Raw genomic sequence first — 26,461 nt, 5'->3', positions numbered from 1 at the left:
CAACCCAGGGCCTGGGCAGGGCCTCGCCCGGTCGGGGGGCCTCCCCCGCTGCTCACCCGCTCAGCAGCCGCAGTGCTGGGCGTCGAGCGGCGCGGTCAGCGGGTCGGGGTCCCGGCGTGCGGGGCCCTCGAAGGTCTCGTAGGGGAAGCCCTCCCGTGCCCAGTACTCGAACCCGCCGAGCATCTCCTTGACCCGGTACCCCCGTTCGGCGAGGGCGAGGGCGGCCCGCGCGGCGCCGTTGCAGCCGGGCCCCCAGCAGTAGGTGACGACCGGCACGGACCGGTCGAGGAGCCGGTCCGCCTGCTCGGGGATCAACGCGGTGGGCAGGTGCACGGCCGAGGGCAGATGTCCCTGGTCCCAGGACTCGGTGGAGCGGCAGTCCACGACGACGAACCCGGGGTCCCCGTCGTCGGCGAGCGCGGCGGCCACGTCCGAGGCGTCCGTGTGGAAGGCGAGGCTCGCCGCGAAGTGGGCGGCGGCCCGCTCGGGGGACGCCGGCGGAACCCGCAGCACGGGGTGCGGGGCGGTGCGGGCGCGGGCGGTGCTGGTGGTCATCGTGGGTTCCTCCGTGGGTCGGTGCTCCCGGCTCCCCCGCCCCCCCCGGGGGGGCGGGGCGGTGCTCTGCCGGCACCGAAGAATCTACGGATCCCCCGGCCGCGGGAGAACGGCCGATCCACGGGACCGGGCTTGTCCCGCCGTGGATTCCCCTGGTATTCCTCGGTGATGACCGACCAATTCCCCGACGCCACCGACTGGCGCATCCTCGATGTCCTCCAGCGCGAGGGCCGGGCCAGCTACGCGGACCTCGCCCGTGCCGTGTCGATGTCACCGAGCGCGGTGACGGAGCGCGTGCGGCGGCTGGAGGAGGCGGGCGTCATCCAGGGTTACGCGGCGGTGCTCGATCCGCAGCGGTTGGGCCTGCCGATCCTCGCGTTCGTCCGGCTGCGCTACCCGACCGGCAACTACAAGCCGTTCCACGACCTGGTCGCCGCGACGCCCGAGATCCTGGAGGCGCACCACATCACGGGCGACGACTGCTTCATGATCAAGGTCGCCGCGCGGTCCATGAGCCATCTGGAGCAGGTGTCGGGCCGGATCGGCACGCTGGGTTCGGTGACGACGAGCGTGGTGTACTCGTCGCCCCTGGCACGGCGGGCGCTCGCCCGGTGACCGCGGGCCGCCCGGCTCAGCGGCCCCCGGCGCGCTGGCGCACCGAGGACCCGCCGCGCCCCTTCACGACCTCCAGTTGGGCGTGCACCCGGCGACGCAGATCGGGCACGTGGCTCACGATCCCCACCGACCGGTCCCGTTCGCGCAGCGAGTCGAGCACGTCCAGGACCTCGTCCAGGGTCTGGTCGTCCAGGCTGCCGAACCCCTCGTCGATGAAGAGGGTGTCGAGCCGTACGCCCCCGGCCTCGTCGGAGACCACGTCGGCGAGGCCCAGCGCGAGGGCCAGCGAGGCGAAGAACGTCTCTCCGCCGGAGAGGGTCGCGGTGTCCCGTTCCCGGCCCGTCCAGGCGTCCACCACATGGAGGCCGAGGCCCGAACGCCCCCGCCCCGCACGGTCGTCGGAGTGCACGAGGGTGTAGCGGCCCTGTGACATCCGGGCCAGCCGGGCCGTCGCCGCGGCGGCCACCTGTTCCAGTCGGGCCGCCAGCACGTAGGACTCCAGACGCATCCGGCGTTCGTTCGCCGCGGAGGTACCGGCCGTGAGACCGGCGAGCCGGGCGACCCGCTCGTGCTCCTCGCGCAGCGGGGCCAGTGCGCGGGCGGCGTCCGTGGCCCGTGCGGAGAGCCGGTCCAACTGGTCGCGGTCGCGGTCGGCGGCGGCGAGCGCGGTCGTGGCGTCCCGGAGCCGCTGTTCGGCACGGTGCGCGGCCTGTTCGGCGCCCGGCAGGTCCGCGGAGGGCGAGGCTCCCGCCGCGACCGTGTCCGCTTCGGTGAGGGTGGCGCGGACCTCGGCGTCCGCCCGCTGCCAGGTGTCGATCCGCTGCTGGAGTTCCCGGTGTGCCGCGGGGTCGAGTCGGGCCAGGGCGGCCTCCTCGTCGGTGGCGAAGCCGGCGCGGAAAACGGCGTCGGCGACCCGCGCGTCGGCCTCCTTGAGCTGCCCGGCGGCCTCGGCGCCCGCGCGCACGGCGTCGACCGCGGTGTGCAGCGACTCCACGCGGCGTTCGAGGTCGGCGGCGCGGGCGGCCACACTGACGGCGCTGCCGCGGGACCGCTCCAACTCCTGTGCCAGGGTGGCCGCCTCGCGCTCCAGGGCCTCCCGTCGGGAGGCGCGGGAGGCGGTGCGCCGGGCGGCCTCCTGCTGGGCGGCGAGCCTGCGGGCGTGCTCGCCCTCGGCCCGGTCCAGGGCCTCCTGAGCGGCGTGCAGCCCGGCGGCGACCCGGTGGGCGGCGGCGTGCTCCTGGCTCAGCTCCGTGACGGCGGCGGCGAGCCGTTCGACGGGTTCGTCCCCGGCGCCGGCCGTCGCGCCGGCGAGCTCTTCACGGGCCCGGGCGCTGCGCTCGACGGCGGCGGTACGGTCCGCGTCGGCCCGCTGGTAGGCGTCGTGGGCGGCGTCCTCGGCGGCACGGTCGACGTGGCCGGGCGTCCTGCGGGCGGGGTGGGGGTGTTCGGTGGCGCCGCACACAGCGCAGGGCTGCCCGTCGAGGAGCGTCGCGGCGAGTTCGGCGGCGATGCCGTTCAGCCGGTGTTCCTTCAGGTCCAGCCACTGCTGGCGGGCCTCGCCCGCACGGTCGTGGGCCTCGCGGCGGCGCCGTTCGGTCTCGACGACCCGTTCGGCGAGCCGGTCGCGCAGTCGGGCGGCTTCCAGACGCAGGCGGGCGGGTTCCCGCTGTCCCGCCAGCGCCTCGGTCCTGGCCACCGCTTCCCGGGCGGTGTCGATGTCCCGGCGGAGGGCCGCACGGGTGGCGTCCCAGTCGTCGAGCCAGCCCGTGGCCTCCAGGACGATCTCCTGGTCGGCGCGCTCCTCGCCGCGGGAGGTGGTGAGTTCGGCGGTGAGCTCGGTGAGACGGCGCTCGGCGCGGCGCGCGGATTCCAGGCCGCCCAGTTCCTCGGTGGCCCGACGGGCGGCCGAGCGCAGCCCGCTGACGTCGAGGCCGGAGAGGGCGCTGCGAAGCGGCTCGTTCCCGCCGGATTCGGCTTCGAGGGCCGCGCCGGCTGCCGCCACGGGTTCCGCGTCGGGGGGCAGCGCGTCGAGGGCCGCGCGCGCCTCGGCTTCGGTACGGGTGGCCGAGCGGTGGCGGGCCTCGGCGGCGGTCCGCAGGTCCCGCACGGGGGCCACCGTCTCGGCCTTGCCGGCCCGTTCCCGGCGCAGCAGGTCCGCGCGGTGCTCAGCGGCCCGTTCGGCGAGGGCCGCCGCCCGCTGTCGGGCCTGGGCGAACCGGGCCTGGAGGCGGTGGCGTTCGGCCGCCCGGGCCAGGGTCCGCCGAGCGGTGGCAACGTCGGACTCGGCGGCGGCGAGGGCGATCTCGGCGTGGGCGAGGCGTTCGCGGGCCGCGGTCCGGGCCACCGCGGCCCAGCCGAGGACGTCCGCGCTGAGACCGGGCTCGCCGGGAGCGGTGTCGGGCAGCGGGAGGTCCGTCGCCCCCTCGCGCAGGGCACCCGCCGCGGTGACCATCTGGTTGGCCAGGGCGAGGAGTGCGGTGTCCGCTTCGCGCACCGCGGCCTCCCCCGCCCGGCGGTGCTCGGCCAGCCGCTGTTCCACGCCGGCGAAACGGCCGGTGTCGAAGAGCCGGCCGAGCAGCTTGCCCCGGGCCTCGGCGTCGGCGCGCAGGAAGCGGGCGAAGTCGCCCTGGGGCAACAGCACCACCTGGCAGAACTGTTCCTTGGTCATGCCGAGGAGTTGCCCGACCTCCTCGCCGATCTCCTGGTGGGAGCGGCTGAGGTCCGTCCAGGCACCCGAGCGGTACTCGCGCAGGGCGCTGTACGCCTTCTCGGTGGTGGTGCCGGATCCGCGCTTCTTGGGGCGGGACCAGGGGGGCCTGCGGGTCACTTCGATGCGGCGGCCGGCGACCGTGAGGTCCAGGCTCACCTCGGTGACGGTGGCCGGGTCGGCGTGGTCGCTGCGCAGGTGCGCGCCCTGGCCCTGCTGTCGGGACCCGGGCACCGATCCGTACAGCGCGTAGCAGACCGCGTCGAGGACGGAGGTCTTGCCCGCGCCGGTGGGGCCGTGGAGCAGGAAGAGTCCGGCGCGTGCGAGGTCGTCGAAGTCGACCCGGTGGGCGGCGCCGAAGGGTCCGAACGCCTGGATGCGGAGGTGGTGGAGTCTCATCGGGCGACCTCGCGCACGGTGCCGGCGGTCCGGACGGCGTCGAAGGCGTCCCGCAGCACGGCCCGCTCGGGTGCGTCGGGGCCGGCGCCGCGGACGTGGGCGACGAAGTCCTCGGCGATCTCCTGGTCGGTGCGCCCCGACAGGCGTTGCCCGTAGGAGGTCCCCTCGTCCCCGTCCGCGCGGTCCGGGGCGAAGACCAGGCTCAGGGTGTGCGGGAAGCGGGTGAGCAGGCGGGCCATGGGGTCGTCGGGGCGGACCGCGTCGGTGAGGGTGGCTTCGACCCAGGCGTTCTCGTGGGGGGCGAGCCGGGGGTCCTCCAGGAGGTCGGCCAGGGAGCCGCGGAGCCGGGCGAGGGGGCGCGGCACCGGGCAGTCGATGCGCTCGGCGCGCACCGCGCCGGCCGCGTCGAGGTCGACGAGCCACAGGGTCTTGCGGTGGTCGACCTCGGAGAAGGAGTAGGCGAGGGGGGAGCCGGAGTACCGCACCCGTTCGCTGAGGGTCTGGCAGCCGTGGAGGTGGCCGAGTGCCACGTAGTCGACCCCGTCGAAGACCTCCCGGGGGACGGAGGCCACCCCGCCCACGGTGATGTCGCGTTCGCTGTCGCTGACCTGCCCGCCGGTGACGAAGGCATGGGCGAGGACCACCGAGCGGGTGCCGGCGGGGCGCTGCGCGAGGTCGGCGCGCACCCGGTCCATCGCGGCGCCGAGCACGTGGTCGTGGCGGGCCCGCTCGACGCCGAACTCGTCCCGCACGAGGCCGGGCTCCAGGTAGGGCAGCCCGTAGAAGGCGACGTCGCCGTGGGCGTCGGGCAGCAGGACCGGGGTTCCCACCGCGGCCGGGTCGGTCCGCAGGTGGACGCCCGCCCGGCCGAGGAGCCCCGCGCCGACGCCGAGCCGCCGGGCGGAGTCGTGGTTGCCGGAGATCATCACCGTGGGTACGCCCTGTTCGGCGAGCCGGTGCAGGGCCTCGTCGTAGAGCTCCACGGCGGCCAGCGGGGGCACGGCGCGGTCGTACACGTCGCCGGAGACCACGACGGCTTCCACCTCGTGCTCGCGGACCGTGTCGACCAGGTGGGCGATGAACGCGGCTTGGGCATCCAGCAGGTTCACCCGGTGGAACGTCCGACCCAAATGCCAGTCGGAGGTGTGCAGAATCCTCACGATACCGCTCCGACCTGCATGTTTCCCCCTGCTCGTCCCCTGGGCCGAGGACCGGCCCCGCACCGGTCCCCGCTGTTCACGTCGACCACGCTAGCGCCTGCGGGCGCCCGGGCCGGCACGGGCCCGCACCCTTCGCCGCCCCTTGCTAGTTCGCACCACGAACCAATACGGTTCGCAATACGAACTACTTAGGGGAGTGGGAGACATGGGACGTGTCGTCGCGGTCGTCGGCGGGGGCTACGCGGGCTCGGCGGTCGCCAAGGCGCTGGACGAAGAGGCCGACGTCGTGCTGATCGATCCGAAGGACGCCTTCGTCCATGCCGCCGGGGCGCTGCGCGCACTGGTCCGCCCGGACTGGGCGGAGAACGTCTTCTTCCCGTACGACACGCTGCTGAAGCGCGGCCGGTTCGTCCGTGCGCGGGCCGCGTCGGTGGACCCCGGCGGCGTCACCCTGGCGTCCGGCGAGCGGATCGACGCCGACTACCTGGTGCTCGCCTCCGGCTCCGGCTATCCGTTCCCCGCGAAGTGGGAGATCGACTCCAGCAGCGAGGCGCTGGCGAGGCTCCGCGCCGTGCACGCGGAACTCTCGGCCGCCGAGCGGGTGCTGATCCTCGGCGCCGGTCCCGTCGGCCTCGAACTGTCCGGGGAGGTCAAGGCGGTCTGGCCGGACAAGCACGTGACCGTCGTCGATCCGGCGGAACGGCTCGTCCCCGCGTTCGCACCGGAGATGCGCGAGGAGCTGCGGCGCCAGCTCGACGGCCTCGGGGTGGAACTGCGGCTGGGCACCCGGCTCACCGCGCAGCCACCGACCGAACCGGGCCGGCGGGCGGGCTTCACCGTCGCCACCACCGACGGCGAGCTCCGGGCCGACATCTGGTTCCGCTGCCACGGGGTCCGCATCGACAGCAGTTACCTCGGGCCCGACCTGGCGGCGGCCCGAACGGCGCGGGGGCCGGTGCGGGTGAGCGGGACCCTCCAGGTCGACGGGCACGAACACGTCTACGCGGCCGGCGACCTCACCGACCTCGACGAAGCGAAGATGGCCGCGCACGCGGTGCGACACGCGAAGGTGGTGGCCCGCAACGTCCTCGCCCAGGTGCGGGGCGAGCAGCCGTCGGCCGTCTACCGGACGTCCCCCGCTTCGATCCTCCTCCCGCTCGGGCCCCGGGCCGGGGTCGGACAGACGGCCACCCCCGACGGCCCGTCCGTGCTGTTCGCGGAGACGGTCACGCAGTACAAGGGGGCGGACCTGGGCACGGACCGCTACGCGGAGCTGTTCGGCACGTCGTGACGGTCCCCCGCCGGCGCCGGCGCCCCGTCCGGCTCCAGGAAGACGACCGGAACCCGGTTGGTCTCGACCACCCTGCCGAGCAGTTCCGCGAGGGCGGTGCGTTCGGCCCCGGAGAGGTCGTCCAGGAGCGCGTCGACGCGTCGGCGGGTGCCCCGGTAGAACTCCTCGGCGAGTACGGCGCCCTCCTCGGTGAGGCCGACGACGACGGCCCGCGCGTCGTGCTGGCAGGTTTCGCGCCGCACCAGGCCGCGGCGGGCGGTCCGGTCGACCAGGCCGGTCAGGCTCGACTTCGCCAGCCCGAGGATCGCGCCCAGCTCGCTCATGGGGTAGGGCTGCGGCATCAGCACGCACAGCAGCTGGCCCTGTTGCGGGGGCAGTCCGAGGGCGCGGGCGGACTCGGCGTAGACGGCGTTGACCAGGTACGAGGACCGTACGAGGCCGGTCACGACGTCCATCTGCCCGCTCATGCGTCTCGCCATCCGGCCAGGGTACGGCCCGGTGGGCGTGCGCAGTCCCCTGCGGGTGCGTGGTTGGTTGCTCGCGCAGTTCCCCGCGCCCCTTGTGGTGCGCTGTGCTCAGGGTGCGCTGTCCTGCGAGCTGCGTCCCACTGTTGCGCAGTTCCCCGCGCCCCTGATCAGGTGCGTACCAGCTCTCGTGCGCGGTTCCGCTCGGGCCCCGCGCCCCTGAACGGGGCCCCGCCGTCCCCAGGCCGGGCCCCGATAGGGGCGCGGGGAACTGCGCGAGCAACCACCACGCACCCGCAGAGGACAGCGGAGCCCCCGCACGCGCAGCCGGACGCACCCGATCCGTCAGCCGGGAACGACCCGCTCCCGACGCAACGTCTCGAAGAGGGCGGCGAAGGACGCGAGGGTGTCGACGTAGTCCGTGAACCCCGCAGTACGGCTACGGGTCAGATCGCTGAAGCACTCGACCGGCCGGTTGAGGTCAGCATCCGTGTGCCACCAGGAAGCGACCCGCGCCAACTCGGGCTCGACGAGCCGCTCCCGCACGGCCAACGCCCGCCAGGGCTCCACCGCATCCGCCATCTGCGCTTCCAGCGGACGCGGCCGCTCCGCGTAACCCTCCGGTTCGACGTCCAGGAGTTCCGCGATGCGGGGCCACATCCACCGCCAGCGGAAGGTGTCGCCGTTGGCGGTGTTGTACGCCTGGCTCGGCAGCCCCCGAGCGGTCGCGGCCCAGATCATCTGCCGGGCGAGCAGACCCACGTCGGTCATGTCGGTGACGCCGTTCCACTGCACCTCGTTGCCGGGGAAGACGAAGGGCCGGCCCGCCGCCCGGGACAGCGCCGCCTGCACGGCCAGGGTCATCCCCATGTTCATCGCGTTGCCCAGCGCATGGCCGATGATCGTGTGGGACCGGTGGACGCTCCAGGCGAAACCGTGGTCCGCGGCGGCCTTCCAGAGTTCGTCCTCCTGCGCGTAGTAGAAGTTCGGGACGGAGAGCCGCGGCTCGTCCTCCCGGAAGGGGGTGTCCCTGATCTCTCCGACGGCGTACGCGTCGAAGGGGCCCACGTAGTGCTTCATCCCGGTGACCAGGGCGACGTGACGCAGCCGTCCGGACCGGCTCGTCTGCGCCAGGACGTGGCGCACCATGGCGGCGTTGACGGTGATGTTCTCGGCTTCGGTGGCCCGCCTGCTCCAGGCGGTGAAGAACACGTGCGTGGGTGCCAGTGGGGCGAGGGCCGCCCGTACGGACTCCGGGTCGGTCAGGTCGGCGGTGACGGTGTGCACGCCGTCCCGGGCGGGCGGGGCGCTCCGGGAGAGGCTGACGACCCGCCAGCCCTGCGCGGTGAGTTCCCGGCACAGGGCGCGGCCCGCGATGCCGGTGCCGCCCACGACGAGGGCGAGCCGGGCGTCGTGCGGGTCGGTGGTGTTCATGGTGGCTCCTGTTCGCGGGCACGACGGCACGCCGAGCGGCAGTCCGGGCCCCAAGGTGTGGGTGTGCGGTAACGGTCCGCCGCGCGGGCGGGGGTGTGCTCAGTGCGCCCGGTGGGCCGTGGGCGGGCTGAGGGCGGCGAGCAGGGCGAGGGCGTCGGCCGAAGCGCTGCCGGGCTCGGCGGTGAAGATCTCCAGCCGGTGGTCGGGGCTGTCCGGCTGGAGCCACACCTGGTAGGTCAGCTCCAGCTCCCCCACCACCGGGTGCCGCAGCCGACGGCCGCCGAAGGTGCAGTCCCGTACGTGGCCCGCCGACCACAGGGCGGTGAACTCGGGGCTCTTCATGACGAGTTCGCCGATGAGGGCGGTGAGCGCGGGGTCGTCAGGATGGCGTCCGGCGACCAGGCGCAGATAGCCGACGTGGGTCGTGGCGTGGGCCTCCCAGTCCGCTTCCTGTTCCCGGACGTGGGGGTCGAGGAAGAGCATCCGTGACAGGGAGGGCCGCCGCGCGGGGTCCTGCGGCGCGTCGTGGTCCAGGTGCCCGGCGAGCAGGGCGTGCCCGAGCCGGTTCCAGGCCAGTACGTCGTTGCGGCGCCCCAGGAGGACGGCGGGCAGTTCGGGGAGCGCGTCGAGGAGGGCGAGGGTCCTCGGGTGCGGGGCCTCCGGAGGTGGCGGGCCCGGGGTCGGGCGAGCGGGGGCGCGGGCCAGGTCGTACAGATGGGCGCGCTCGGTATCGTCCAGGCGCAGCGCCCGGGCGAGGCCGTCGAGGACGGAGTCCGAGGCGTTGCGGCTGTGTCCTTGTTCGAGGCGGGTGTAGTACGCGACGCTCACTCCGGCGAGGCGCGCCACCTCCTCGCGGCGCAGACCGGGGACGCGCCGGCTGCTGCGCACGGTGATCCCCACCCGTTCGGGAATCGTCCCGGCACGTCGAGAGAGGAGGAAATCACCCAGTTCGCTTGGGTTCATGGGGCGAGCCTACGTCGCTGAACAGGGCCGTGGGGGCGGTGAGACTGTCCCTGTGAGTGGTCGGCTGACGGTCCCGGCCCCTTCTGGCGGGCGGGCTCAGACGGTGCCGTACGCTTCGCCGCCCAGTTCGAGGACGGCGGTTCCGGCGGTCGCGTCGGCGAGCCAGGCGCGGAACGCCTCGACCTCCGCGTCGGGCAATCCGATCTCGATGGAGACCGCCTCCGCGTACCGCACCCCGCGCACCTCGCGTCCGGTGGCGCGCAGGTCGTTCTGCACCTTGCCGGCCCGCTGGTGGTCGACGGTGACGGTGGCCAGTCGGAAGCGTCTGCGGGTCACCGTGCCGAGGACGTCCAGCGTTTCGCCGACGGCTCCCCCGTAGGCCCGGATCAGTCCTCCGGCGCCCAGTTTGACCCCGCCGTAGTAACGGGTGACGACGGCGACGACGTACCGGACGTCGCGGCGCAGCAGCATCTGGAGCATGGGCACGCCCGCGGTGCCACCGGGTTCGCCGTCGTCCGAGGCCCGCTGCACCGAGGCGTCGGCCCCGATGACGTACGCGGAGCAGTTGTGGGTGGCGGCGGCGTGCTCCCGTCGGACGCGGGCGATGAAGTCCTGGGCCTCCCGCTCGGTGGCGGCGGGTGCGAGCGCGCACAGGAAGCGCGAGCGGTTGATCTCGATCTCGTGCACACCCTGTCGGGCGACCGTGCGGTACGCGTCCTGCATCGTCCCAGCGTAGGCGCTGCGCGTCGCAGGGTACGCGGCGGGGGAATCTCCGGCCGCCGCGCTTCGTTCTCGGGAGTGGGACGGCAGCGGGCCGCCCGCCTACGCACGGAGGCAGCCATGTACGGCGACCAGGCGACGGTCGAGAAGATCCTCACCGAGTCCGGTGACACCTGGGCCGTCGTCGGCCTCTCCGCCAACGAGTCGCGGGCCGCGTACGGAGTGGCGCGGGTGCTGCAACGCTTCGGCAAGCGGATCGTGCCGGTCCACCCCAAGGCCGAGACGGTCCACGGCGAGCAGGGGTACGCCTCGCTCGCCGACGTCCCGTTCGACGTGGACGTGGTGGACGTGTTCGTGAACGCGGAGCTGGCCGGCCGGGTGGCCGACGAAGCGGTGGCCAAGGGCGCGCGGGCCGTGTGGTTCCAACTCGGCGTGGTGGACGAGGCGGCGTACGCACGCACCCGGGCGGCCGGGCTCGCCATGGTGATGGACCGGTGCCCCGCGATCGAGATACCGCGGCTGGGCTGAGCCCGCCGCGGCCGTTCAGGCGCGCCCGAGCCCTTCGATGACGGTCGCCCCCGGCAGTTCGGCGAGGGCCTTGCCGGGCACGATCAGCTTCCCCCGACGACGGCCGCTGCCCAGCAGCACGTGCGGGAGGTCGACCACGGCGGCGTCCACCAGCAGTGGCCAGTCGGCGGGCAAGCCGATGGGGGTGATGCCCCCGTGCTCCATGCCCGTGAGCCCGGTCGCGGTGTCCATCGCGGCGAAGGACGCCTTGCGCGCGCCCAACTGACGGCGTACGACGCCGTTGACGTCGGCGCGGGCGGCGGACGGGACGACGCAGGCGGCCAGGGTGGTCTCGCCGCCGCGCTTGGCCGCGACGACCACGCAGTTGGCGGAGGCGGAGAGCAGGTCGGGGCCGTAGTGCTCGGTGAAGGCCGCGGTGTCCGCCCACTGCGGTTCCGTGTCGACGTAGAGGAACTGCTCCACCGGGACGGTGCCGTGCCAGTGGCGGACCGCTTCGGCGATCGGGGCGATGAGGTGGTCCAGGTGGTCCGCAGCGGGGACGGCGTCGTCGAAGGTGCCGATGGGTGCGCGCATACGGGCACGCTAACAGCCCGGCGAACGGGTCAACGCGCCGGTGGAACGGCGACCGCCATGGTCATCTCGACCACTGCGGAGCCGTCGTTGCGGTAGGTGTGGGGCACGTTCGCCTCGAAGGTCGCCGAGGTGCCGGCGGGCATCGCGTGCGGGGTGCCGTCGACGACGAGCGTCAGCAGACCGGCGGTCACGTGCAGCAGTTCCACGGTCCCGCCGGGGTGCGGGTCGGAGGTGCTGCCCTCGCCCGGCATCAGACGCCACGCCCACAGTTCCAGGGGGCCGCGGCGTTCGGTGCCGACCAGGAGCAGGGTGTGGCTCCCGGCGTCCGTCGACCACATGCGCACCGCCCCCTCGGGCGGGACGAGCCGGACCTGCGGTCCCGGTTCGTGGTCGAGCAGGGTGGCGATGCTGATGCCGAGGGCGTCCGCGAGCTTCACCGTGGTGCCGACGCTCGGGTTGGTCCTGGCCTGCTCGATCTGGATGATCATCCCCCGGCTGACGCCCGAGCGGGCCGCGAGGGCGTCCAGGGTGAAACCGCGCTCGCCGCGCCAGCGCTTGAGGTTGCGGGCGAGGGACTGGGTGAGCTGATCGAGGTCCGACACGTTCCGTCCAGGGTGTTGGCCGGGCGGACCGCCGGTACGGTGCGCCACGGTGTGGTTCCGGGCGAGGGCCCCACGACTGACCGCACTGTACTTCGAGGGCCCCGGACCGCACCGACAGCACTCCACCGGTGCGCTGCGCCGCCCCCCGCGCGGACCTGTGCGGCCGGGGCCACCGACCCGACCGGCCGCGTCGGTGGCCGTCAGACGGGCCGCTCGTCCTCAGCGTCCTCCCGCGCGAACACGAGCAGCTGCTCCGGCGTCACGCCCTCCGGCACGGGGACGGGCGCGGGGGTCCGCAACGGCGGCTGCCAGCCCTCTTGCGCGGTCCACCGCCGGACCACCTTCGCGGGCGCGCCCGCCACCACCGCGTGGTCGGGCACGCTGCCGCGCACCACCGCGCCGGCCGCGACGACCACGTTCCGCCCGATCCGGGCGCCGGGCAGGATCACCGCCCCGGTTCCGATCCAGCAGCCGGACCCGATCTCGACGGGCTCCATCCGCGGCCACTGCTTGCCGATGGGCTGGTCGGGGTCGTCGTACGAGTGGTTGGTCGACGTCACGTAGACGTACGGGCCGAAGTAGCTGTCCGCGCCGATGGTGACCGTGGTGTCGGCGACGACATGGCTGCCCCGCCCGAGGACGACGCCGTCGCCGATGCACAGGATCGGGTCGGGGCCCAGGTCGAGACCGGGCAGCAGGCCGGCGGTCAGGGTGACTTGTTCGCCGATGATGCAGTGGGCGCCGAGGTGGATCCAGGGCTCCCCGAAGACGGTGCCCTGGGGGAACGCCAACCGGGTGCCGGTGCCGATGGACCCGAAGTCCAGACGTCCGGGGTGTTCCGCGGTGACCGCTCCCGCGCGTCGGGCCCAGGCCCAGCCCGCGTGGACGGCCTGCTGGGCCGCGCGCCGCGACCAGCGCCCCGGGCCCCGGGCCAGGACGGAGAGCACGTTCCACCTCGTCGGCACCCGGCCACCCTACTCACGGGTACGACGGGGCGCCGCGAGCACCCGTGTGATCTTCACCCCATCCGCTGGACCGTCCGCGCGCGGCGTCGCCTACCGTGCCGTGCACACGCGCGTCGCACGGCGGCGCCGACCGCACCGACGACGAGGAGACCAGTCATGGCCGAGCGGGCACTGATCGCGGGGGTCGGCGGCAAGGACCCCGAGGTGGACCCGGGGGCGTTCGTCGCCCCCACCGCCGTCGTGATCGGCGACGTGACCGTACGCACCGGGGCGAGCGTCTGGTACGGCGCCGTCCTGCGCGGCGACTGCGGTCCGATCGTGATCGGTGCGGACAGCAACGTGCAGGACAACTGCACGGTGCACGTCGACCCCGGCTTCCCGGTCACCGTCGGCGAGCGGGTCACCATCGGCCACAACGCGGTGGTGCACGGGTGCACGGTCGGCGACGACGCACTGATCGGCATGGGGGCGACCGTGCTCAACGGTGCGGTGATCGGCGCCGGTTCGCTGGTGGCGGCCGGGGCCCTCGTCCCGCAGGGCATGGAGGTGCCGGCCGGTTCCCTGGTGGCGGGCGTGCCCGCCAAGGTGCGCCGACCGCTGACCGAGGAGGAGCGGGCCGGCATCACGCGCAACGGCGCCCTCTACGGGGAACTCGCCGGGGCGCACCGCGACGCCCACGCGGAGCGGACCGCGGGCGGGGGCGACTCGGCCGGTAGGTGAGCGGTGGGGTGCGCCGGGCCCGCCGCACCGCGCTCAGCCGTGCGGTCGCAGCGTCCAGACCACCGTCATCTCCCCGGTGACCGCTCCGTCCGCACGGCGGATGGCGATGTCGACGGGGAACTCGGGGCGGCCGCCCGCGTCGAGTTCGGCGATGACGTCGGCGGCCGGCCGTCCCAGGGTGGCGGTGGCGGTGACGGGGCCCATGGCCAACTTCTTGTAGGCGATCTCGGCGCGCACGGCGAGCGGCACGGCGCGGGAGAGCTGTTCGCCGAACGCCGCGAGCACGACGGCACCGCTGGCCGACTCCCCGAGGGTGAACATGGCTCCGGCGTGCGGTCCGCCGACGTGGTTGTGGTAGTCGCCCTGGTCGGGGAGGAGCACCACCGCCCGCTGTGAACCGGCCTCCTGGAACTCCAGGTTCAGGGTGCGGGCCATGGGGACGGTGGCGGCGAGCATCTCGCCCACGGACGTGCGGTCTGCGCTCATGCCCGGATGTTACCCGCGGGTAGTAGCGTTGGCCAGGGTCTCCGGGACCGTGCGACGGCCACGGACCCGTCGAGGACCTGTGACCCACCCGTTGCCCGGCGCCACTATGGTTACTGCCCATGTGGCCAGGACAGCAGCAGCCCGGGGGCGAGCAGAACCCGCAAGCGCAGAACCCCAACCCGTACCAGCAGCCGGGTTATCAGCAGCCCAACCCGTACCAACAGCCCGGGTACCAGCAGCCCAACCCGTACGCGCAGCAGCCGGGTCAGCAACCGGGTCAGCAACCGCCCTGGGGCGCGCCCACCATGTCGGCGGGCCCGGCCGTTCCCGGTGGGCCGGGCGGCGGCGGTGGCGGCAGCCGGACCAAGGTCGTCGCGATCGCGGCGGCGCTCGCCGTGGTCGTGGCCGCGGGGGTCACCGGTTTCCTCGTGCTCGGCGGCGAGGACGAGAAGGAACCGGCCGCCAAGGGCGGTGACACGAGCGCATCGGCCTCCGCCCCGGCGTCCCCTGCGGAGCCGTCCGCCACCGAGAACCCGCGCGACAGCGAGGACATCAAGCCGACCGTCGCGGGGTGGAAGGTCGTCTACAACCCCAAGCGCGGGGTCGCCTTCGACGTGCCGGCCAACTGGGAGGTCGACCAGCCCGGCATGTCCATCGGCTTCGAGGACACCAAGTCCAAGAAGGTCAAGCCGCTGATCGTCATGTCGGCGCCCGCCTACTACAAGTCCAAGTGGTGCCAGTCCGACGACGAGAAGGACGGCAACCCGGACAGCACCGCGCTCGCCACCGTCGGCACCAAGGGGGCGAACGGGGCCACCAGCGCCGAGGACGCGGCCGTCCGGCAGGCCCCCTGGTGGGTCTACGGCGGCTACACCCAGCCCGACCGCAAGAGCATGACCTTCGACGAGAAGGGCACGCCCTTCACCACCACGTCGGGCATCGAGGGCAGCATCGCGCGCGCCCACTCCACGAACACGCCCAAGAAGGGCAAGTGCGTGACCGACGGCAAGTCCATCGCCTTCGGCTTCAAGAACTCCAAGGGCGACTACGTGGCCTGGAACATGTACGGCGCCAAGGGCGTGAAGGAGGAGGTGCCGGACTCGCTGATCACCCAGATCCTCAAGACGGTCCGGCTGCACGGCGAGCCCACCGACTGATCACCCGCCGCGGTGGGCCCCGATCGGGCGGCCCACCGCACGGCCGCCCCGGGGGACGGGGGCCCGGCACGGAGTCCACCGGGAAAACCGATTGGGCTCCCGGCCCTTCCCCGGCGATAGTCCATGGGTGAACACCTCCTCCGCCTCCCCGCGACGCCCACGACTACCGTCCTGGGCGGGCCGCAACTACGTGCTCCTGACCGCCGCCACGGTGATCACCAACCTGGGCAGTCACGGCGCACTGATCGCCTCGGCCTTCGCCGTCATGGAACTGGGCGGGGACAGCGGTGACGTGGGCCTGGTGGCAGCGTCGCGCGCCGTCCCGCTGGTGGTCTTCCTGCTGATCGGCGGAGCGGTCGCGGACCGACTGCCGCGCCACCGGGTCATGGTGGCCGCGAACACCCTGAACTGCGTGTCCCAGGCGGTGTTCGCGGTGCTCGTCCTCACCGGCGAGGCCACCCTCTGGCAGATGATGCTGCTGTCCGCCCTCGGCGGCGCCGGGCAGGCCTTCTTCAGCCCGGCCTCCGAGGGCATGCTCATGTCGTCGGTGACCGGTGAACAGGCGAGCCGCGCCTTCGCGCTGTACCGGATGGCCATGCACGGCGCGGGCATCGGCGGCGCCGCGCTGGGCGGCGCCATGGTCGCCGCGATGGGCCCGGGCTGGGTGCTCGCCATCGACGCCGCCGCCTTCGCCCTGGCCGGGGCGCTGCGCGCCTTCCTGGACGTCCGGCACATCCCGGCCCGGGAACCCGGCGAGGGGCTGCTCGCCGATCTGCGGGACGGCTGGCAGGAGGTGATCAGCCGTCCCTGGCTCTGGTCGATCGTGGCCCAGTTCTCCATCGTGGTCGCGGTGATCGGGGTCTCCGAAGCCGTGTACGGACCGATGGTCGCCCGGGACGAACTGGGCGGTGCGGCGCCCTGGGGACTGGCGCTGGGCGCCTTCGGGGTCGGCACGGTCGCCGGGGCGCTGCTGATGGTCCGTTGGAAGCCCCGCAGACTGCTGTTCGTGGGCACGCTGTGCATCTTCCCGCAGGCCCTTCCCGCGGCCGCGCTCGCCGTGCCGACGCCGCTGGTGGTCCTGGTGGCGGTGATGTTCGTGAGCGGCATCGCCATCGAGGTGTTCGGCGTCTCCTGGATCACCGCGCTGCACCAGGAGATCCCGGAGGAGAAGTTCTCCCGGGTCTCCGCGTACGACTGGCTCGGCTCGCTGGGGCTGGTCCCGGTCTTCACCGCACTGGCCGGACCGGCGGAGAACACCATCGGCCGTTCCACCGCGCTGTGGGGGTGCGCGGTGCTGGTGGTCGTGGTGACCGCCGCGGTGCTGTTCGTGCCGGAGGTGCGCCAGCTGGCCCGACGGGACGCGTCGGCGGCGCCGGAACCGGGTGCGGTGGTTCCGCCCGGCGCCCCGCACGTGGAGGCCGTCCCCGCGGCCCCCGGTGGGGAACCGGTCCGCGACGGCCGGGCCTGACGGCCGCCGCGCGGTCAGCCGACCCGGAAGGCACCGCCCGGCGGCTCCGGGGAGGCCACGGCGTCCGCGTCCCGCACCGGCGCCGCGTCCCCGGTGCGCCGGCGCAGCGCGGCCCCGTGTTCCACCCGCGCGGCGAACGCGTCGGCGGCCACCCGGCGGGTCAGTTCGGCGACCGCGACGGGGGCGTGCGAGGCGACCAGGACCAGGTTGCCGAAGCGGCGGCCCCGGAGCACGGAGGGCTCGGCGATCAGCGCCAGCTCGGGGAAGACGGCGGCGAAGGTGGCCAGTTGGGACCGGAGGAAGGCGAAGGGCGCCCCGTCCGCGAGGTTCGCCGCGTACACCCCGTCCGCACGCAGCACCCGCTGCGCCGCCCGTGCGTAGCCGAGGGTGGTGAGGTGGGCGGGCACCCGCGAGCCGCCGAACACGTCGGCGATCAGCACGTCGGCCGAACGGGCGGGCGCCCGGGTCAACCACTCCAGGGCGTCCGCCCGGTGCACCTCCACCGCTGCCCCCGGGGGCAGCGGCAGGTGTGCGGCGACGAGCGCGCTGAGGGCGCCGTCCGCCTCCACCACCTGCTGTCGGGAGCCGGGCCGGGTGGCCGCGGTGTAGCGGGGCAGGGTGAGCGCCCCGCCGCCCAGGTGCACCACGTCCAGCGGGCGGCCCGCCGGCGCGGCGGTGTCGATGACGTGCCCGAGCCGGCGGGCGTACTCGAACTCCAGGTGCGCGGGGTCGTCGAGGTCGACGTACGACTGCGGGGACTCGTCGACGGTGAGCAGCCAGGCCCGCGGCCGGTCGATGTCGGGCAGCAGTCGGGCGGTGCCGTGCTCCACTGCGCGGACCACGGGTACGGGCTCCTCCATCCGACCATTGTGCCGTCCCCCGCGGTGCGGCCGTCACGGGAGGGTGACGGCCGCACCTACGGGGGCCTCGCGTCGTCCTACGTCAGTCGACCCGGGACACCGTCCCCGCGCCGACGGTCCGGCCGCCCTCACGGATCGCGAAGCCGAGGCCCGGCTCCAGCGGGACGTCCCGTCCCAGCTCGACCGTCACGGAGACGGTGTCGCCGGGCCGCGCCACGGCCCGCTCGCCGAGGTCCATGTCCCCGACGACGTCCGCGGTGCGGATGTAGAACTGCGGGCGGTACCCGGTGGTGATCGGGGTGCTCCGGCCGCCCTCCGCCGAGGAGAGGACGTACACCTGCGCGGTGAACCGCCGTCGGGGCTCCACGCTGCCGGGCGCCGCGACCACCTGCCCGCGTCGCACGGTGTCCCGCGCCACCCCGCGCAGCAACAGGGCCACGTTGTCGCCGGCCTGCGCCTCGTCCATCGGCTTGCCGAAGGTCTCCACCCCGGTGACGACGGTCTCGACCCCGGCGCCGAGCACCTCGACCCGGTCCCCCACGCGTACGGTGCCGCGCTCCACCGCACCGGTCACGACGGTGCCGCGGCCGGTGATGGTGAGGACGTTCTCGATCGACAGCAGGAACGGCGCGTCGACGTACCGCTCGGGCATCGGCACGAACGTGTCCACCGCGTCCAGCAGCGCCACGACGGACTCGGTCCACTGGGGGTCGCCCTCCAGCGCCCGCAGCCCCGAGACCCGCACCACGGGCACGGTGTCCCCGCCGTAACCGTGCGCGGAGAGCAGTTCGCGGACCTCCAGCTCCACCAGGTCGGTCAGCTCCTCGTCCCCCGCGTCCGCCTTGTTGATCGCCACGACGACGTGGTCGACGCCGACCTGACGGGCCAACAGGACGTGCTCGGCGGTCTGCGGCATGATCCCGTCGAGCGCGGAGACGACGAGGATCGCCCCGTCGAGCTGCGCGGCCCCGGTGACCATGTTCTTGACGTAGTCGGCGTGACCCGGCATGTCGACGTGGGCGTAGTGGCGGGTGTCGGTCTCGTACTCGACGTGCGCGATGTTGATGGTGATGCCGCGGGCGGCCTCTTCCGGGGCCCGGTCGATGCGGTCGAAGGGCACGAAGGTGCCGGTGCCGCGCTCGGCGAGCACCTTGGTGATCGCGGCGGTCAGGGTGGTCTTGCCGTGGTCGACGTGACCCATGGTGCCGATGTTGAGGTGCGGCTTGGTGCGCACGTAGGCCGTCTTGGACATGGGGGTTCCTCGCATCGCGGAGGTGGGTGAGGGGCACGGAGCACGACTCCGGTGCCGGGGACCCCTAGGACCTACCGACCCTCCCCCTGCGGGGTCCGCCGGTCGATCCGGGGAGGGTCAGCGTCGCGCGCCGTCGACGGTCGCGAGCGAGCAGATGACGGCAGCCTTCCGAGCATCCGCTGCTGCGGATGCTGCGAGGGGGAAGGCGTGCCGGAACATGGGGAGATCATCGCGGACCGGGGGCGGCGCCGTCGACCGATTAATTCCGGTCCCGGCACCGAACCGCACCCCGGTCCCGGCACCGGCCCGCGCCCCCACCGATGCCGACGCCCCCGCCGGTTCCGGAGCGCGGCGCCCACGGACCCGACGGCGATCATATGTACGGGTCGGTTACTCTCCCCGCATGCTGGACACCACCCTCACCCGACCCGCGCCGGTCCCCGCGGCGACCTCGACGAGCGTCGCCGCACGGTGGGTCGGGGTCCTGCTGTCGCCCTGGTCCCGGCTCTCGCTGCTGGTGGTCCTGCTGGCGGGCGCGGCCCTCGGGATGCTGGTGTTCGAGCCGCAGCGGTTCCTCGCCGACGGCTGGCCGTCCCAGCTGCACGGCGCCACCGCCGCCGTGGTGTTCGCCGCCGCCTACGGGCTGTGCACGGTGGTGTTCGTGCCCCGGCCGCTGCTCAACCTCGCGGCGGGCGCCCTGCTCGGCGCGCGGTTCGGTCTGGGCGCGGCGGTCGCGGGCACCGTGCTCGGTGCGGCCCTCTCCTTCGGTCTCGGGCGGTTGCTGGGGCAGGACGCGCTGCGGCCGCTGCTGCGGGGGCGCTGGCTCCGGGCCGCCGACGGGCAACTGAGCGAACACGGCTTCCGCTCGATGCTGCTGATACGCCTCTTCCCCGGAGTGCCCTTCATAGCGGCGAACTACTGTGCGGCGGTGTCCCGGATGGGGTGGTTCCCGTTCGTCCTCGCCACCGCCCTGGGATGCGTCCCCAACACGGCCGCCTATGTGATCGCGGGCGCCCGCGCCGAGACCCCGACCTCCCCCGGCTTCCTGATCGCGACGGGCTTCATCGTGGTCACCGCGCTCTTCGGCACGGTGGTCGCCTGGCGCAAGCGCCACCGGCTGCGCACCCGCTGACCGCTCCTCGGCTCCCCGCACCGGGCGGTCCGCCGTGACCGACCCGCGCGGGACGGGCGACCCCACGCACACACCCTGCTACCCTGCGTTACTCGTCATGCACTTTGCGTCACTCTGGGGAGCGTGTGTGAAGGTCGCCTGCGTCGGCGGCGGGCCCGCCGGTCTGTACTTCTCGATCCTGATGAAGCGCCAGGACCCGTCCCACGACATCACCGTCTACGAACGCAACCCCGCCGGATCGACGTACGGCTGGGGCGTCACCTACTGGAGCGCGCTCCTCGACCGGCTGCGAGCGGGCGACCCCGAGTCGGCGCGGGCCATCCGCGAGCACTCGGTGAGTTGGCACCAGGGCGTGGCCCACGTGGGCGACTTCACCACCGTGCAACCCGGCGACCGGGGCTTCGGCATCGGACGGCGCCAGATGCTCGCCCTGCTGGCCGAACGCGCCGCGTCCCTGGGCGTGCGGTTGGCGTTCGAGCAGGAGGTCACCGAACCCCCGGCGGCCGACCTGGTGGTGGCCGCCGACGGCGTGCACAGCGCCCTGCGGGAGCAGCACGCCGGCCACTTCGGCACCGAGATCGCCTCCGGCCGCAACGTGTACGCCTGGCTCGGCACCACCCGGGTCTTCACCTCGTTCACGTTCGCGTTCGTGGCGACCGACCACGGCTGGATCTGGTGCTACGGCTACCCCTTCAGCGCCACCCGCAGCACCTGTGTCATCGAGTGCTCGCCCACGACCTGGCGCGGACTCGGCCTCGACCGCGCCGACGAGGCCGAAGGGCTGAACCTCCTGGAGAAGCTCTTCGCCGCCCCCCTGGACGGGCACCCGCTGATCGGTCGCGAAGGGTCGGACGGCCCGGCCCAGTGGCTGACGTTCCGGACCGTCACCAACCGCGCCTGGCACCGGGGCGACCTGGTCCTCCTCGGCGATGCGGCGCACACCACCCACTACTCCATCGGCGCGGGTACGACGCTCGCCCTGGAGGACGCGATCTCGCTGGCCGGGGCGCTGCGCGACGCGCCCGACGTCCCCTCCGCACTGGCCCGGTACGAACGGGAGCGCCGGGCGGCGCTGGTCCCCGTGCAGAGCGCGGCGCGCTACAGCGCCCGGTGGTACGAGGACCTGCCGCGGTACATGGCGCTGCCGCCCGCGCAGATGTTCGCCCTGCTCGGGCAGCGGCACTCCCCGCTGCTCCCGCACCTTCCGCCCCGGTTGTACTACCGGTTGGACCGGGCCGCCGGCCGACTGGAAGCGGTACGGCGGTTCAAGCGGTGGGCCGGACCCCGGATGGCCCGCACGCTGCACGCACGCTCACGCACCCGTTGAAGCGGCCCCCGTCCCCGACGTCGGGCGGGTGTGCGGCGCCCGCCCGACGTCCGCCGGCCGCCGCGCGGTAAGCCCCGGTTCACCCGCGGCTCCTACGCTGCGCACCAGGTCGCGGTGGTCACGCCGACCGGGCCGCCCGGGGCTCCAGCCGCACCGGACGCCCGGCACCGTCCCGTCCGCAGCCGTACGCCGTGTCCCCGTCCGCATCCGCTCCCGCAGGTGCGCGTCCGCACGGGTGCGCCCCGTCCGCATCCGGCCCGCGCGCCCGTGGCCGGAGCCCCGATCAGCACTGGATCCCGTTACTCCATGTCTTGGTTCGAAGCCTTCGTCCTCGGACTCGTCCAGGGGCTGACCGAGTTCCTCCCCATCTCCTCCAGCGCCCACCTCCGGTTGACCGCGGCGTTCGCGGGCTGGCAGGACCCGGGGGCCGCGTTCACCGCGATCACCCAGATCGGCACCGAGACCGCCGTGCTGATCTACTTCCGCAAGGACATCGCCCGGATCGTCTCCGCCTGGTTCCGGTCCTTGACGGACCGGTCCCTGCGCAGTGACCACGATGCGCAGTTGGGTTGGCTGGTGATCCTCGGGTCGCTGCCGATCGGCGTGCTCGGCGTGACCCTGAAGGACCAGATCGAGGGCCCCTTCCGGGACCTGCGGCTGATCGCGACGACGCTCATCGTGATGGGCGTCGTCCTCGGCGTCGCGGACCGCCTGGCCGCCCGGGACGAGGCGGGCGGCAAGCACCGGGCGGTGCGCCCCCGCAAGACGCTCAAGGACCTGAGCGTCCGGGACGGCCTCGTCTACGGGTGTTGCCAGGCGCTGGCGCTGATCCCCGGGGTCTCCCGGTCCGGTGCGACGATCAGCGGCGGCCTGCTGATGGGGTACACCCGGGAGGCGGCGGCCCGTTACTCGTTCCTCCTGGCGATCCCCGCGGTCCTCGCCTCCGGCGCGTACGAGTTGAAGGACGCGGGGTCGGGCCATGTGTCGTGGGGGCCGCTCGTCTTCGCGACCCTCATCGCCTTCGCGGTGGGGTACGCCGTGATCGCCTGGTTCATGCGCTTCATCACCACCAAGAGCTTCATGCCGTTCGTCTACTACCGGATCGCCCTGGGGATCCTGCTGTTCGTCCTGGTCGGCGCCGGGGTGTTGAGCCCGCACGCCGGTGAGTTCGGGCACTGAGGCGACGCGACCCGCGGGCGCACGAGGGCCCCGCCCGGAAGGCGCTGTCCAACCGGGGCGGGGCCTCAGCTCACGCAGCCAGCATGCGCTGATGTTGCTTGCAGCGTAGGCGGCACCACTGACATCGACGGTGCGGGTCGACGACCGCAGTACCTCGCCACGGGACGTTCAAAACCCGCCAGGGACCGGTAAATCGGCCGAGAAGGAGAGAGTTGCCTCACAGCCGCGCCCTGTCCCCATGACGCACCCGGCGCCCGGAAACCACACGTGACCTGCACGTTCTCTCCGCAAAGCGCTCCGCAGCACCTTGCGTACAGTGATGAACTAACGGCAAGGCGTAGCGGATGGTCAGAACGACCGCCTAAGCTTCGTGGCATGTCCCGCATCCAAGAGCACTCCGGTTGCGTGCGTTCCGCCGACTCGCTCAACGAGGAGATCCGTGACCTCTGGCTCCGGACCGGCGGTCGCCTGTCAGCGGAGGAGCGCCGCACCTACGAGGCGTTGGTGACCGAATGGGCCGCTGCCGTCAGGAGTGACGTCAGGGCCTGGTGACCACGCCGGTCCCCGGTTCCCCGTACCACCGCCACGACGTACGCCGCGCACGGTCCGGCAGTTCCGCCCGTCCCGTCACCCGCAACAGGGTCCGCCAGGAGCCTCCTCGACCGTGACGTCCGGGAAGAGCCGGGCGAACACCTTCAGGCACAGGTCGGCGGGCGGCTCCCCGTCGACACCACCGAGCCCGTCAGCGCCCTTCGGCACCGACGCCTTCCGGCCAGCAGATCGCGCCCGCTCGGCCTCCACGGTGCGCAACCCCTTGGCGTGCGGGCGCGGTTGGCCAACACTGATCCGATGACCCAGCGCGTGGACCTCGCGACCGTGATGGACCGCCTCGCCATCGACGACCTCGTCACCGACTACGCCCGCGCCCTCGACGAAGGCGACTGGGACGCGCTCCGCCGGCTCTTCGTCCCCGGCGGCCGGGCCGACCACCGCTCGGCCGGCGGGATCACGGGCGACGCGCACCAGGTCACCGCCTGGCTGGCGGGGACGCTGGACGCGTACCCGCTGCGGCAACACCTCGTCGTCAACCGGCAGCTGCGCTTCGCCGACCCGGAGCGCGGCGAGCGGGAGGCCGCGCGGATGCGGGCGGACTACCGCACCGTGCTGGGCGCGGCACCGGACGGAAGGGGCGTCGCGCCGGACGTCGAGTGCGGGGGGCGCTACGCCTTCGCCCTGGTGCGGACGGTCGACGGCTGGCGGCTGGGCGAGGTCGTCGTCAAGGAGCTGTGGCGGCGTCACGGAGTGCCGAGCGGCGCCCCGTGACGCACGGGGCCGGCGGGCCCCGGGCCGCCCCCGTCGCGGGGTGTCCCCCACTCGCTCCGGGACCCGCGCGCCCCACGGGGCCGTGGCCCATGCTGGGGGTGTCGGCGCGGACCTCAGGAAGGTCAAGGAGGGCTCCATGACGTCGCTCTTCGGCCGGGAACGCGGGCGCCGGGCGCCGGGCCGTGGGCAGGACTCCCCCGCCGGGTCGTGGCGCCGGTCCGCCGTGGCCGCCCTCGCGGGCGCCCTGCCCGCACTCGCCTTCCCGGCTCCTTCCCTGTGGTGGCTCGCCCACGTGGCGCTGGTGCCGTGGATGCTGCTGGCCCGGAGCGCCCCCACCGGCCGCCGTGCCGCTCTGGACGGCTGGTTCGGGGGGCTCGGCTTCATGTTGGCGGTGCACCACTGGCTGCTGCCGAGCCTGCACGTGTTCACCTTGGTGATCGCCGCCCTCCTCGGGGCGCTGTGGGCGCCCTGGGGCTGGCTGGTCCGGCGGTTGCTGGGCGGACGGCCCGGGCCGGGTCGGGCGGTCACCGCCCTGCTCGTCCTGCCGTCGGGCTGGTTGGCGGTCGAGGTCGTACGGTCCTGGCAGGGCCTCGGCGGCCCCTGGGGGTTGTTGGGTGCCAGTCAGTGGCAGGTGACGCCCGCGCTGCGGCTCGCCTCGCTGGGCGGGGTGTGGCTGGTCAGTCTGCTGGTCGTCGCGGTGAACACGGCGCTGGTGCTGCTGGTGGCGGTGCCCGCCGCACGGCTCCCGGCGGTGGCGGGACTGGCCGTCACCGCCGTCGCGGGGGCCGGCGCCTGGGTCTGGGCACCCCGGCCGCAGCCGGACGGCAGCGCCCGGGTCGCGGTGGTCCAGCCCGGGGTGGTCGACGGGGCGGGTGCCCGTTTCGCCCGGGAGGAGCGGCTCACCCGCTCGCTCGTCGGACAGCGGCTCGACCTGGTCGTGTGGGGCGAGAGCAGCGTGGGTCACGACCTCGCCGCCCGCCCGGATCTGGCCGACCGGATCGCCGCACTGGCGCGGGACGTGGGCGCCGACGTCCTCGTCAACGTGGACGCGCGCAGCTCGGACCCGGCCGCCGCGCCGGGCATCTACAAGAGTTCCGTGCTGATCGGGCCCGAGGGGCCCACGGGCGACCGCTACGACAAGATGCGGCTGGTCCCGTTCGGCGAGTACGTTCCCGCGCGGTCGGTGCTGGGCTGGGCGACCTCGGTGGGCAAGGCCGCGGGCGAGGACCGTCGGCGCGGTGCACGGCAGGTGGTGATGGACGTCGGCGGTCTGCGGGTGGGGCCGTTGGTCTGCTTCGAGTCGGCGTTCCCGGACCTGGGCCGCCGACTCGCCGAGGACGGTGCCGCGGTGTTGGTCGCCCAGTCGGCGACGTCGACCTTCCAGGGGAGTTGGGCGCCGTCGCAGCACGCCTCGCTGGCGGCGCTGCGCGCGGCGGAGACCGGCCGCCCCGTGGTCCACGCGACGCTCACCGGGGTGTCCGCGGTGTACGGACCCCGGGGGGAGCGCGTCGGCCCCCGGCTCGGCACCGAGCGGATCGCGGCCCAGGTGTACGAGGTGCCGCTCGCGACCGGGGTCACCCCGTACGTGCGGTTCGGGGACTGGGCGGTGCGCGCGGCCCTGCTGGTGCTGGTGGGGTACGGCGCGGTCGAGGGGGTGCGCGGGGTCGTCAGACGGCGGTCTGCTCCTGGATCGCCAGGACCACGCGCTCGCACAGCTCATGGGTCGCCAGCGCGTCCCGGGCGTTGACCGTGCGGCCCGCCCGCACGTCGTCGAGGAAGGCCAGGACGACCTGTTCGATGCCGCGCTGACGGGCCACCGGCACCCAGTCGCCCCGCCGCCGGACGCTGGGCTGACCCTTGTGGTCGATGACCTCCGCGAGGTTGACGACCTGTCGTTTGCTGTCCTGCCCCGCGACCTCCAGGACCTCCTCGACGGAGCCGCTGAGCCGGTTCATCACCCCGAGGGCGGTGAAGCCGTCGCCCGCGAGTTGGAGCACGACGTGGTGCAGCAACCCGTCCTCGGCCTTGGCCCGCACGGCGACGTGGTCGACGGCTCCGGGCGCCAGGAAACGGAGCGTGTCGATCACGTGGATGAAGTCGTCGAAGACGAAGGAGCGCGGGTCCTCCGGCAGTCCCACGCGGTTCTTCTGCATGATGATGAGCTCGCGCGGGTGCTCCAGGCACTGGGCGTACCCCGGCGCGTACCGGCGGTTGAAGCCGACGGTGAGGCTCACCCCGCGCTCCTCGGCCGACCGCACCATCCGCTCGCAGGTGGCGTAGTCGTAGGCGAGCGGCTTGTCGACGTAGGTCGGCACGCCCGCTTCGACGAGCCGGGTCACGATCTCGGGGTGGGTGACGGTGGGCGCGTGCACGAAGGCGGCGTCGATCCCCTGGGCGAGCAGGGCGTCCAGGTCCTCGTGCCGGCGGTCCTCGGGCAGGTGGTACGTGGCGCCGATCCGCTCCAGGGTCGCCGCGGTGCGGGTCTGGAGGTGCAGTTCCACGTCCGGCTGGGTGGTGAGTACCGGCAGGTACGCCTTCTGCGCGATGTCACCGAGTCCGATGCAACCGACCTTCACACGTG

27 protein-coding genes are annotated in these 26,461 nt (G+C 73.8%); 12 read left to right on the top strand and 15 right to left on the bottom strand.

What is annotated here, in order from left to right:
* Window positions 1–60 precede the first annotated feature (60 nt).
* Entirely contained in the window at window positions 61–555 is a 495-nt protein-coding gene (locus tag ACFYOU_RS27535; protein WP_389768218.1) for a rhodanese-like domain-containing protein, read from the bottom strand.
* A gap of 168 nt (window positions 556–723) precedes the next feature.
* Here ACFYOU_RS27535 and ACFYOU_RS27530 point away from each other — a divergent pair, with 168 nt between their 5' ends.
* Window positions 724–1,170 (top strand): winged helix-turn-helix transcriptional regulator, encoded by a 447-nt coding sequence (locus tag ACFYOU_RS27530; RefSeq protein ID WP_391309260.1) that lies wholly within the window; start codon window positions 724–726, stop codon window positions 1,168–1,170.
* A gap of 16 nt (window positions 1,171–1,186) precedes the next feature.
* On the opposite strand, the gene ACFYOU_RS27525 is transcribed toward ACFYOU_RS27530, so the two are convergent.
* Together ACFYOU_RS27525 and ACFYOU_RS27520 are read right to left on the bottom strand one after the other, a co-directional pair.
* Window positions 1,187–4,276: an AAA family ATPase gene (locus ACFYOU_RS27525; RefSeq protein WP_391309258.1), complete on the bottom strand. Its 3,090-nt coding sequence runs from the start codon at window positions 4,274–4,276 to the stop codon at window positions 1,187–1,189.
* Window positions 4,273–5,436: an exonuclease SbcCD subunit D C-terminal domain-containing protein gene (locus tag ACFYOU_RS27520; protein WP_391309256.1), complete on the bottom strand. Its 1,164-nt coding sequence runs from the start codon at window positions 5,434–5,436 to the stop codon at window positions 4,273–4,275. The genes ACFYOU_RS27525 and ACFYOU_RS27520 overlap by 4 nt, the downstream gene beginning before the upstream one ends.
* 205 nt (window positions 5,437–5,641) lie before the next feature.
* Here ACFYOU_RS27520 and ACFYOU_RS27515 point away from each other — a divergent pair, with 205 nt between their 5' ends.
* Window positions 5,642–6,727 (top strand): FAD-dependent oxidoreductase, encoded by a 1,086-nt coding sequence (locus ACFYOU_RS27515; protein ID WP_391309255.1) that lies wholly within the window; start codon window positions 5,642–5,644, stop codon window positions 6,725–6,727.
* Here ACFYOU_RS27515 and ACFYOU_RS27510 read toward each other — a convergent pair.
* The 4 genes from ACFYOU_RS27510 to ACFYOU_RS27495 form a co-directional block, all read right to left on the bottom strand.
* On the bottom strand, window positions 6,700–7,206 hold the full coding sequence (locus ACFYOU_RS27510) for a MarR family winged helix-turn-helix transcriptional regulator (protein WP_389768208.1): 507 nt from the start codon (window positions 7,204–7,206) through the stop codon (window positions 6,700–6,702). The genes ACFYOU_RS27515 and ACFYOU_RS27510 overlap by 28 nt on opposite strands.
* A 330-nt stretch (window positions 7,207–7,536) precedes the next feature.
* Complete coding sequence (locus ACFYOU_RS27505; RefSeq protein ID WP_391309254.1) at window positions 7,537–8,625, bottom strand: NAD-dependent epimerase/dehydratase family protein; 1,089 nt, start codon at window positions 8,623–8,625, stop codon at window positions 7,537–7,539.
* A 99-nt stretch (window positions 8,626–8,724) separates the two neighbouring features.
* Complete coding sequence (locus ACFYOU_RS27500; RefSeq protein WP_391309253.1) at window positions 8,725–9,588, bottom strand: helix-turn-helix domain-containing protein; 864 nt, start codon at window positions 9,586–9,588, stop codon at window positions 8,725–8,727.
* 96 nt (window positions 9,589–9,684) lie between these two features.
* Window positions 9,685–10,311 carry a YigZ family protein gene (locus tag ACFYOU_RS27495; protein WP_389768202.1) on the bottom strand — a complete coding sequence of 209 codons (627 nt, stop codon included), beginning with the start codon at window positions 10,309–10,311 and terminating at the stop codon, window positions 9,685–9,687.
* A gap of 117 nt (window positions 10,312–10,428) precedes the next feature.
* On the opposite strand from ACFYOU_RS27495, the gene ACFYOU_RS27490 reads away from it, so the two are divergent.
* Window positions 10,429–10,836, top strand: coding sequence for a CoA-binding protein (locus ACFYOU_RS27490; protein WP_391309250.1), 408 nt, complete (start codon window positions 10,429–10,431; stop codon window positions 10,834–10,836).
* 15 nt (window positions 10,837–10,851) lie between these two features.
* On the opposite strand, the gene ACFYOU_RS27485 is transcribed toward ACFYOU_RS27490, so the two are convergent.
* The 3 genes from ACFYOU_RS27485 to ACFYOU_RS27475 all read right to left on the bottom strand — a co-directional run bounded on the left by ACFYOU_RS27485 (window position 10,852) and on the right by ACFYOU_RS27475 (window position 12,976).
* On the bottom strand, window positions 10,852–11,409 hold the full coding sequence (locus ACFYOU_RS27485; RefSeq protein ID WP_391309249.1) for a YbaK/EbsC family protein: 558 nt from the start codon (window positions 11,407–11,409) through the stop codon (window positions 10,852–10,854).
* Window positions 11,410–11,438: 29 nt separating this feature from the next.
* Entirely contained in the window at window positions 11,439–12,011 is a 573-nt protein-coding gene (locus tag ACFYOU_RS27480; RefSeq protein WP_389768196.1) for a helix-turn-helix domain-containing protein, read from the bottom strand.
* 200 nt (window positions 12,012–12,211) lie between these two features.
* The gene (locus ACFYOU_RS27475) at window positions 12,212–12,976 is read right to left on the bottom strand and encodes an acyltransferase (protein ID WP_389768194.1); all 765 of its coding nucleotides are present in this window, start codon (window positions 12,974–12,976) and stop codon (window positions 12,212–12,214) included.
* Window positions 12,977–13,132: 156 nt separating this feature from the next.
* On the opposite strand from ACFYOU_RS27475, the gene ACFYOU_RS27470 reads away from it, so the two are divergent.
* A complete protein-coding gene (locus tag ACFYOU_RS27470; protein ID WP_391309246.1) occupies window positions 13,133–13,696 on the top strand; it encodes a DapH/DapD/GlmU-related protein in 564 nt (187 codons plus the stop codon).
* A 33-nt stretch (window positions 13,697–13,729) separates the two neighbouring features.
* Here the strand turns inward: ACFYOU_RS27470 and ACFYOU_RS27465 are convergent, their stop codons facing one another.
* The gene (locus ACFYOU_RS27465) at window positions 13,730–14,182 is read right to left on the bottom strand and encodes a DUF4442 domain-containing protein (RefSeq protein WP_389773011.1); all 453 of its coding nucleotides are present in this window, start codon (window positions 14,180–14,182) and stop codon (window positions 13,730–13,732) included.
* Window positions 14,183–14,301: 119 nt separating this feature from the next.
* Between ACFYOU_RS27465 and ACFYOU_RS27460 the strand changes: the two genes are divergently transcribed.
* Both ACFYOU_RS27460 and ACFYOU_RS27455 read left to right on the top strand, forming a co-directional pair.
* Window positions 14,302–15,339: a hypothetical protein gene (locus tag ACFYOU_RS27460; protein WP_391309244.1), complete on the top strand. Its 1,038-nt coding sequence runs from the start codon at window positions 14,302–14,304 to the stop codon at window positions 15,337–15,339.
* Between the two features lie 127 nt (window positions 15,340–15,466).
* Window positions 15,467–16,807 carry an MFS transporter gene (locus tag ACFYOU_RS27455; RefSeq protein WP_391309242.1) on the top strand — a complete coding sequence of 447 codons (1,341 nt, stop codon included), beginning with the start codon at window positions 15,467–15,469 and terminating at the stop codon, window positions 16,805–16,807.
* 14 nt (window positions 16,808–16,821) lie between these two features.
* Here ACFYOU_RS27455 and ACFYOU_RS27450 read toward each other — a convergent pair whose 3' ends face one another.
* Together ACFYOU_RS27450 and tuf are read right to left on the bottom strand one after the other, a co-directional pair.
* On the bottom strand, window positions 16,822–17,667 hold the full coding sequence (locus ACFYOU_RS27450; protein ID WP_389773020.1) for a spermidine synthase: 846 nt from the start codon (window positions 17,665–17,667) through the stop codon (window positions 16,822–16,824).
* 82 nt (window positions 17,668–17,749) lie between these two features.
* Window positions 17,750–18,919, bottom strand: coding sequence for an elongation factor Tu (gene tuf / locus ACFYOU_RS27445; protein WP_389773023.1), 1,170 nt, complete (start codon window positions 18,917–18,919; stop codon window positions 17,750–17,752).
* A 403-nt stretch (window positions 18,920–19,322) separates the two neighbouring features.
* Here tuf and ACFYOU_RS27440 point away from each other — a divergent pair, with 403 nt between their 5' ends.
* The 4 genes from ACFYOU_RS27440 (at window position 19,323) to ACFYOU_RS27425 (ending at window position 23,109) form a co-directional block, all read left to right on the top strand.
* Window positions 19,323–20,051 (top strand): VTT domain-containing protein, encoded by a 729-nt coding sequence (locus ACFYOU_RS27440; RefSeq protein WP_391309239.1) that lies wholly within the window; start codon window positions 19,323–19,325, stop codon window positions 20,049–20,051.
* Window positions 20,052–20,178: 127 nt separating this feature from the next.
* Window positions 20,179–21,378, top strand: a complete 1,200-nt coding sequence (locus ACFYOU_RS27435) for an FAD-dependent monooxygenase (protein WP_391309237.1) — start codon at window positions 20,179–20,181, stop codon at window positions 21,376–21,378.
* A gap of 306 nt (window positions 21,379–21,684) precedes the next feature.
* On the top strand, window positions 21,685–22,557 hold the full coding sequence (locus ACFYOU_RS27430; protein WP_389773031.1) for an undecaprenyl-diphosphate phosphatase: 873 nt from the start codon (window positions 21,685–21,687) through the stop codon (window positions 22,555–22,557).
* Window positions 22,558–22,932: 375 nt separating this feature from the next.
* Window positions 22,933–23,109, top strand: coding sequence for a hypothetical protein (locus ACFYOU_RS27425; RefSeq protein WP_385494723.1), 177 nt, complete (start codon window positions 22,933–22,935; stop codon window positions 23,107–23,109).
* A 75-nt stretch (window positions 23,110–23,184) separates the two neighbouring features.
* Here ACFYOU_RS27425 and ACFYOU_RS27420 read toward each other — a convergent pair whose 3' ends face one another.
* Window positions 23,185–23,367 carry a hypothetical protein gene (locus tag ACFYOU_RS27420; RefSeq protein WP_391309235.1) on the bottom strand — a complete coding sequence of 61 codons (183 nt, stop codon included), beginning with the start codon at window positions 23,365–23,367 and terminating at the stop codon, window positions 23,185–23,187.
* 39 nt (window positions 23,368–23,406) lie between these two features.
* Here ACFYOU_RS27420 and ACFYOU_RS27415 point away from each other — a divergent pair, with 39 nt between their 5' ends.
* On the top strand, window positions 23,407–23,880 hold the full coding sequence (locus ACFYOU_RS27415) for a nuclear transport factor 2 family protein (protein WP_391309234.1): 474 nt from the start codon (window positions 23,407–23,409) through the stop codon (window positions 23,878–23,880).
* A 136-nt stretch (window positions 23,881–24,016) separates the two neighbouring features.
* Window positions 24,017–25,627 carry an apolipoprotein N-acyltransferase gene (gene lnt, locus ACFYOU_RS27410; RefSeq protein ID WP_391309233.1) on the top strand — a complete coding sequence of 537 codons (1,611 nt, stop codon included), beginning with the start codon at window positions 24,017–24,019 and terminating at the stop codon, window positions 25,625–25,627.
* Here the strand turns inward: lnt and ACFYOU_RS27405 are convergent.
* Entirely contained in the window at window positions 25,548–26,456 is a 909-nt protein-coding gene (locus tag ACFYOU_RS27405) for a Gfo/Idh/MocA family oxidoreductase (RefSeq protein WP_391309232.1), read from the bottom strand. The two genes, lnt and ACFYOU_RS27405, sit on opposite strands and share 80 nt — an antisense overlap.
* Window positions 26,457–26,461 lie beyond the last annotated feature (5 nt).

The organism is Streptomyces sp. NPDC005955 (assembly GCF_042871255.1).
GTDB lineage: Bacteria > Actinomycetota > Actinomycetes > Streptomycetales > Streptomycetaceae > Streptomyces.
This window is presented reverse-complemented; position numbering and strand designations above follow the sequence as displayed.